At 37.3% G+C, this 6,180-nt stretch carries 2 protein-coding genes; one reads left to right on the top strand and one right to left on the bottom strand.

Translation table 11 applies throughout. From position 1 onward, the window contains the following. Positions 1-331 precede the first annotated feature (331 nt). On the bottom strand, positions 332-3,100 hold the full coding sequence (locus IHO13_RS04110) for a PD-(D/E)XK nuclease family protein (RefSeq protein WP_225538400.1): 2,769 nt from the start codon (positions 3,098-3,100) through the stop codon (positions 332-334). Positions 3,101-3,198: 98 nt separating this feature from the next. Here IHO13_RS04110 and IHO13_RS04115 point away from each other — a divergent pair. Then, positions 3,199-6,180: phosphoribosylformylglycinamidine synthase subunit PurL (locus tag IHO13_RS04115; RefSeq protein WP_225538401.1), on the top strand; the 2,982-nt coding region annotated here is incomplete at its 3' end.

The raw sequence follows: 6,180 nt of genomic DNA on the forward strand, positions 1-6,180 counted from the left end.
ATAAACAACTAGCACCAACTGGGTTTCTTTTACCTTTTTTTCTCATCTGATAAAATTTTTAAATATTTATTACTAAGGTAATCCATGAACCAGGCAGAAAGGTGTCGTTCTATTATGTGACACTGGAATCTAGGAATTTGATTGGGTTAGTGAGCACATAAAGTTATGTTAAAGTGCACTTTATGGAAAACTGGATCCCAGTATCAAGTACTGGGATGACAAAAAGGGGGGTGCTGGAATGACACCATTGTTGACTGGCAAGGTACTGTTAATGTTGATAGTCCCAATAGTAGCCTCCTGTCAACGATGAGCCTTTAGGATCTGCTGCTAACTACAACCACTCCCCTACCCTTTCTAGTTGTTTATAGCTGTTAAACCTTAGGAATTTATCAAAATATGGAGAGGCAATAAAGGGAGTGGCCTCTCTTAAATAATTAGATAAAAAACTCGGTAGATTATCTTGAAATTCCTGCATTTTTTGTCTGTGATCCTTCAAAGCAACAACCTTTATTTTATCATAGTCAAGTTTCCAATAAGTAAGTTCTGAAACTTCTTTTTTTGTTGTGTATTCCACTGCTAAAGCTTGTAAAATTAATTGCGGAAAAAAAACTGACATAACTTCCTCATTCGAAGGCAGTGAGCCGAGTTTATAGTCTATAATTGCTACTTTCCCACTTGGTAGATACTCAACTCTATCGCATCTTGCTGTCAGTAAAATTTCTTCTGTCATTCCAGTTCTTGACATTGGAATCCAGCTCTTATTACACAATCGCCCGGTGTGCTCATTTGCAATTAAATTTTCTGGATTCCAGTGCCCGGGTACTGTGATGACACCCTTCTTCTTAGTGAAAGTTGTACAGCATCCGTGCAGTTGTGTGTCACGCGTTGGAATAACACCAACATGAAATATCGGATAGAAAAAGCTCTTCTCTAACTCAACGTGATTGTTTCTAGTCCTATCAAACTCGACAAAAGATTGAATTATCTTCTGCAACCTTACCCACCACATATTTGAAAAATAAAACCGATTAGCTGAAAATACTTCTTGTATGATGCGCATTGGTGACTTTCTATCACGCAAATATCTCTCAAGAATATTGTGTACCATAGTGCCAAATTCCAATATCGATGGCTTAAAATTCAAATCTCTTAATTGTCTAAAGCCCAGTATATATTCAACATAAAATGAATAAGGATTACGAATCAGTTTTTCTACCGCACTACAAGACATCACTTGCATTATTTCTTCTCTGACCTCAGTTTGAGGTTTTGGCATAGGCTGCGCACATGGAACAATACATTCAGGTGTGTTTAACACTCTTAGCCAATCGCGATAAGGATATTTTGACCCCTGTAACAGAATTTCTAAACGCTGCAATAGAATTGGTTTCCTGTTGCTTAGCAATCTTGTGATGTACACTTTACTTGCACCAAATAAACCGCGCAGAGTATATAAAAAACACCCCTGCTCCTCTTGCACGGAAGAAAGGTCGAATTTTTCTCTCGTCAGCGCATTCAAGAACGGATTTTGAAAACTTGGCATATCATAAAATCCAGCAAGTATTACAACTTTATTGTGATATAAACTGAATCTATTGAAGTCACTTGCTACAGAAAAAAACTCTTTCTTCAAAAACAAGGTTAGAATTTGGCTATATAACTCTAGAGAACACTTAATAGTTATGCCCTTACATGCATTTAAGAAGTCACGGGTAAAATTACCTACTTCATTACTTAGCTCTGAAAAATCTACCCCAGAAAGCAAATTAATACACTGCAAGTGAGCTGTTACCACATCAGAAATAAGGCAATTTATAGAATTAAGTAGGGGATTAAATATAGCTCCTAACTTATTGATAATGATTAATATATCTTCTTTATATTTTAGCTTTTCATGGGCATTGATAGCATTTATAATACTGCTTTGGCCGTTTGTACTGAAGCTGCGTAATATCTCTATCTCAAACTCAGATAAAATTTGAGTGTATTCTTCCTGAGCGTAACCAAAAGTTACTAGCCTATGTTTAAGAAGAGAAAGAAGTGACACGCTGTTCCAATTTGAGGTAAAAACTTCGATACTATAAAGCAGAAGCGTTATATAAGAGTAGTTTTCCGACATGGAACACGCCATACGAGTTGCAAGTAATTTATCAAAGACACACAAAGAAACGTTTTCATAACCTTCATTCTCTATAATTAGTGACGTCACTTGTGCTTCTTCCTCCCTCGAATCACAAGTGATGACTTCGATATTTCTAACGCACCCATCGCTAATTTTACTAAGATCAGCAGTTGTATCAAAGATGTAATTAATAATTTCGTTATCCACAGTGTTCAAACAGATAACGTTTTTCCTATCTACATTTAAATAATCGAGCAGATCTTTCAGGCAATATTGATAGTGTTTTTTGTCAAGCAATTTCCAGTCTTTCTCTTTAATTTTCAGATTCAGGTTAGGTAAAATTATCTTTCCAAGTGGTAGGTCATATATGGCTTTAATCAATAACTTATAAATCTCACCCTTTCCAATTCCAATAAAGATTATATGTTGATCTTTCTGCAGAGAAGCTATCATATCGTTTATGTAGTCACTTTTATGTTCTAGTATATCTACTACTCCCAGACTTTTTAAAGTGTTACTCCAGGTTCTGACAAGTAAGTTTATGAAATTCTCTATTTTCTTTGAGTGCTCATCGAACTGACAATAATCTGCTATTTGGGTATGTTGGATTTTATCAAGTAGTGATTGCAAGCTATAAGCCAAGTCAATGGAAAAATTATCATTGTTTTCTTTATTCCACTCCAATATGAATTGAATTAACAGCAGTGTACTTTTTGTCGGCTTGATAACTTTAACTCTATCAAGATTTAATATTAAATCTTCCTCATCGATGTTCTCTAGCGAAACTATCTCTGGTAAAATTATGCATTTTTTAGCGCTGCAATTCTTGAATGCACTCAGTAGCGCTATCACATCCCTCTTACAGGGAAGGATGACCTTTACCTTGGGAATTTCTTCTTTTCCATATTCAGAAAATATGCGCTGAGCCAGCACATCAAAAAAGAATTCATCTACGTCAACAGTAAAAACTCTTTCCATGAAAAATGACAACTAGTATGATGTTTTTTGTACAGCAAAATATAAATGTGCTCACAGTTTCTTATGCTATTATATATTAAAATCTTTTATAATATTACATGACAAACACCAGAATAGAAGTTTTAAACAAATGTAAGCAAGTTAGCAATAGATGGCTATTCAACGTTTATTCGGTTTATATAGATAAAGAATTATCATCAAAATTATATAAAGAAATCTGTGGACTATTTTATAATCAAATCACACAAAACTGCCGTTATTACCTCTACAACGAGGACCTTGAAGAAGTTCAATATGATTTCATAGAACCACAAGCTGAGTGGGGCTTGGAAATAAGCTTTTTGCCTGGCATGACCGATAACGTAGGCAACACAGCAAAACAGATTGTCAGAGAGTATTTAATTAGCAAAGGCTACATTGACGAAGATGTTTATATTAAAGCAAGAAGTTCAAAATTGATCTTGGGTAAAGGGAGCATACCAACTGAAGATGATATAGAATTCAACCCTATTACTGAGTATTGCACGCTTATTTATAAAGAAAACGGCAATTGCTATCGTAGGCACTGCAGTAAGCAAAATACTCCACCTGGTGTCATTCCAGCGCGTGACGCTGGAATCCAGGAAAAAAAAGAATGGATCCCAGTGTCAGCTACTTGGATGACAGGAGAAGGGGCTGGAATGATACCAGGTGGTAAGTCCGTTAACCTTAATATAAGTGACCAAGAGCTTGAAAAGATCAGCAGAGATGGAATCGATGGTAACGGCACTTTAGGGCTCTCTCTCGCAGCAATGAAAGCTATAAAGGATTACTTCAGTAAACTCGGTAGAAACCCCTATGATATTGAACTTGAGTCCCTAGCACAGACTTGGTCTGAACATTGCAAACACAACATCTTTTGTTTTCCCATTGATGAAATAAAAGATGGCCTATATGCACATTATATTAAGCGTGCAACGCGTGAGATAAATTCTGACATATGCGTGTCAGTTTTCTCCGACAACGCAGGAGGAATAATTTTTGACGATGATTACTTGATTACAGATAAAGTTGAAACCCACAATAGCCCTTCAGCTCTCGATCCATTTGGTGGAGCAATGACGGGAGTGCTTGGAGTTAACCGCGATATACTGGGTTTTGGCAAAGGCGCAGAGCCTATAATGAATACCTATTACTTCTGCTTTGCCAAAGAAGCAAAAGGCAAATTTTATAGGGATAAAGAGCACACTGATGAAATTTTTCCACCAAAATATATCATGAAAGAAGTAATTCATGGTGTTAATGTTGCTGGCAATTGTTCTGGCATTCCAACACAACTTGGATCAGTATATTTTGACGATAGATTTTGTGGAAAACCGTTGGTCTTTGTTGGAAGCGTTGGGATTATTCCGCGCAATATAAATAATGCACCTTCACACATTAAAGAGCCCAAAAACGGCGATAAGATTGTAATTATTGGAGGAAGGGTTGGAAGGGATGGAATCCACGGTGCAACGTTTTCTTCAGAGGCATTGTCGGGAAACAGCCCTTCAACAGTTGTGCAAATTGGCGACCCTATAACGCAAAAAAAATTTTCCAATGCCGTCATAGAGGCAAGAGATCTTGCTCTTTACAATGCAATAACAGACAATGGAGCGGGAGGACTGTCATCGTCCATCGGTGAAATGGGAAAGAATGGATTTGAAGTTGATTTAAGCAAGGTTCCACTTAAAAACGATGGTATGGCTCCGTGGGAAATATGGATATCAGAATCACAAGAGAGAATGACCTTAGCAGTGCCGGAAGAAAATCTCCCTATGTTTAAGCAAATCATGAAAAAACATGATGTAGAAGTCAGCGTAATTGGAAAATTCAACAACAGTGGTAAAGCCATTGTTAAATATCCCAAAGAAACAGTAATAATGGACATGGAAACCAAGTTTCTGCATGATGGAAACCCTAAAATGCATTTACAGACAAGGCCATGGTCCTCCTCTTTCATCCAAGCTGGAGCATCACGCGCTGGAAATCCGTCTTTTTTAGAAATTGAACTAAAAGAAATGTTAAGCAGACCAAACATTTGCAGCAAAGAGTTCATAGTGATACAATATGACCATGAAGTTCAAGGTTCGTCTGTGTTAAAGCCACTGCAGGGCAAAAGAAGAGTGTGTAGCGAAGCTGTTGTTTCAAGGCCAGTTCTTTCTTCAAACAAAGGTGTTGTGAAATCGCAAGGGTTCGGCTCAAGTTATGGGGAAATTGATACTTACCATATGGCAGCATGCGCGATTGACACTGCCATACGCAACTATGTAGCTGTAGGAGGGAGTATGAGTCATCTAGCGTTGCTTGACAATTTTTGCTGGTGTGATGCTTACAATCCAGAAAGGCTGTGGCAACTAAAGAGGGCTGCAGAAGCTTGTTATGACTTTGCAACTGCATTCCAAACCCCATTCATATCTGGAAAAGATAGCATGTTCAACGACTTTAAAGGATATGATAAAAATGGCAAGGAAGTGATGATCTCTGCGCCACCTTCATTACTTATTTCAGCAATTGGAGTTATAGAAAATATTGAAAATGCGGTATCGCTTGACGTGAAGATGCCAGGAGACTTGATATATGTGCTTGGTATAACATACGACGAACTTGGCAGGTCTGAATATCAGCTATATAGTGGAATAGGTAATGGCAACGTACCAAAGGTTGATGCAAAGAGCGCTAAAAAATTGTATAAGCGCTACAGCTTTGCAATAAAAAGTGGCATAATTGCCTCTGCAATTGCACCAAATCTGGGAGGATTGGCTGTTGCTCTAGCAAAATCGCTAATTGCAGGAGATCTTGGTGCTGAAATTGATCTCTCACTAGTGCCAGTAGGGAAAACACAAAATGAAGATACAATAAACAAGATAATAATGTTTTCTGAGTCCCAAAGTAGAATCTTGATTACTATTGCCCCGCAAAACCAGAAGAGGTTTGAAGAATTATTTAAAGGTATAGTTTTTTCGTGTATCGGCAAAGTGACAGAGGAGAAAACCCTAAATATAAAGGATATCTTAAAAGTAGATTTGGAAGGTTTAGGAAACAGCTATCGTAGCGTAGTA

This window comes from Wolbachia endosymbiont of Mansonella perstans (genome assembly GCF_020278605.1).
Lineage (GTDB): Bacteria > Pseudomonadota > Alphaproteobacteria > Rickettsiales > Anaplasmataceae > Wolbachia.